Raw genomic sequence first — 2,092 nt, forward strand, 5'->3', positions numbered from 1 at the left:
GAACTTGGCTCTACGTATCATTATATAATCCCGCTCGGGGAGCGTTTTATTGGTGACGTAAACTATCTTGGTTTCTTTGCCGATGAAGATGTCTTGGGAAGTGCAGATGTAACTTTCTCAAATGTTAGACTCTATGAGTTGCCTGTTCCTGAGACTGTCGAGTAACTCAGGGAAGGATGCTAAACTATCTCTTTTTATTGGTTTCTGACTAGTGGTGAATTCCGTTGATTCATTGAGTTGCTTGTCACTAGCTACGGTCTTCGCTGGGGGAGCATTTCCAAAACTTTCTATAAGCGCGGCTGAAATAGAGGGGGTCTTTATGGCCTGTTTGGGCTGCGACCTCCTTGATGCTCATTGCTCCTTTTTTTAAAAGGTGGCGTGCGGCACGCATGCGCAGCATTGTTAAATATTGGTTCGGACTTAGGTGTGTTTGTTTTCGAAAAAGGTCACGGAAGTAATCTGCGCTGAGTGTTAGTTGTTCTTGAAGCTCCGAAAGGGCGCTAGGTATCATGTAACTTGCCTGAAACCAGCGGACTGCGTAGTCAACTTCCGGGTGTCGGCCAGATAACACTTCGGCAGTTTCGATTTTGGGTGAATATCGGAAAAATCGAGCAAGAATGGCTTTCATTTCTCCTTCTAGTAGCAAGTCGTGGCGGTCGTTCTTCCACAATAATAGCATTCGTTCTATTGCAGCTTTTTGCAGATTGAAGTCTGCTGGGTGATACATTATGATATGGTCAAAGGAATTAAATATACGCTGGCTAGGAGTGAATACTGCCCAAATTAATTTTGCTGGAGATTCGCTAGTTACTTCCCACTTTCTCCATATCCAAGGCGGAACGAAAATGGCTGCTCCCGCTGTGCAAATTATACCATGACCTTCGACTGTGTATTCGATGGTGCCATCAATCAGGAGTATGAAGCGAGTTGAGGGAATTACCTGAGATTCAGTTCTGAATCCGCTCTGAAACTGTGCATCATGCATCTCCTTGAAGTCTAATTGACTTTGCAGTAGTTGGCCGAGGATCGATTTGTAAGTGGGAACTATCATGCAATCTTGTGGCAAGATTGTAATCTACGTTTTGTCCATGTAAAGACTCGATTTAGTCTATGGTGGCATTAGGCAATTCTGCTATCATGTAGCCTGTGTCATAAATAATCACTATCACAAAACACATCATATACAATACTATGAAAAACCCCATTAGATTCTCCCCTTCGCTCGCCCTTATGATCGCCTCTTTAGGAGCAAGCCTGTCTGCCCAAGACGTTTTGCTGAACTTCGGAGGTAATTACGCTGGCACGAATGCTCCAGGTCACGACGCTGGACTATTGACAGGTACAAATTGGAATAGCGTCTCAGTTGATACTGCTTCGGGCATTGTGGATCAAGTTGGTGCTGCTACTAGTGTCAGTCTTGACTTTGGCCTTGCTACCGCCGAAGGAGGAACGACTGTCAATTATGCTTTGTCAACTAAAAGTGCACCCTACGCGATGAACGCTGGTGTGGATGCGGATCTACAGACGCTATTTAATACGAGCCTAGGGCTTAATAATGTGGTTCGTGATGGTAGCGGCAACCTTGGAGTCGCGGTATCACTTTCAGGCTTAGCTGCTGGAGAGTATCGCTATTTCTTAACTGCATTTCGCGGCGATGCAGTTGCTACCTCGACTCGAGATTTTGATATCTACGCTGGTGTATCTGCTGATGCGATTACCGACTTTTCATCCTATAGCGCTGGAAGTATTACAAATTCGGCGGGTGTGAGTGGTTGGACAGCTGGGGATAACTATCTTAGCGGAACATTCACTATCGACGGAATCAACGATACCTTTTCCTTGTTAAGTAATAGCACTAATTTTATTGGCGTTTTTACTTCTCTGGAGATTGCCGTGATTCCTGAGTCTAGTGCCTTCGCGCTGCTCGGTGGACTTTTCGTCTTGGGTCTTGCTGCCGTCCGTCGTCGTTGTAATTAATTAGATAGCTCAATTGTGGTAGATCCGAATGGCACGGACTTAAGCGGCATAATTGAGTATAAAAGCTCAAATAAAAAGCTGACGTAAAGGCCGTTGGTAAGTAGCGTTTTTGTAT

General features: G+C 44.9%; 2 protein-coding genes. One reads left to right on the forward strand and one right to left on the reverse strand.

What is annotated here, in order from left to right; translation table 11 throughout:
• Positions 1-247 precede the first annotated feature (247 nt).
• Entirely contained in the window at positions 248-1,051 is an 804-nt protein-coding gene (locus tag QEH59_RS18435) for a helix-turn-helix transcriptional regulator (RefSeq protein WP_308986855.1), read from the reverse strand.
• A gap of 140 nt (positions 1,052-1,191) precedes the next feature.
• Here QEH59_RS18435 and QEH59_RS18440 point away from each other — a divergent pair, with 140 nt between their 5' ends.
• Positions 1,192-1,977, forward strand: a complete 786-nt coding sequence (locus QEH59_RS18440; RefSeq protein ID WP_308986856.1) for a hypothetical protein — start codon at positions 1,192-1,194, stop codon at positions 1,975-1,977.
• Positions 1,978-2,092 lie beyond the last annotated feature (115 nt).

Origin of the sequence: Thalassobacterium sedimentorum (assembly GCF_031127905.1) — a bacterium.
GTDB lineage: Bacteria > Verrucomicrobiota > Verrucomicrobiia > Opitutales > Coraliomargaritaceae > Thalassobacterium > Thalassobacterium sedimentorum.

Excerpts from the sequence above, each read along its gene's own strand:
- QEH59_RS18440 (WP_308986856.1), top strand. The coding sequence starts at position 1,192 with ATGAAAAACCCCATTAGATTCTCCCCTTCGCTCGCCCTTATGATCGCC.
- QEH59_RS18435 (WP_308986855.1), bottom strand. The coding sequence starts at position 1,051 with ATGATAGTTCCCACTTACAAATCGATCCTCGGCCAACTACTGCAAAGT.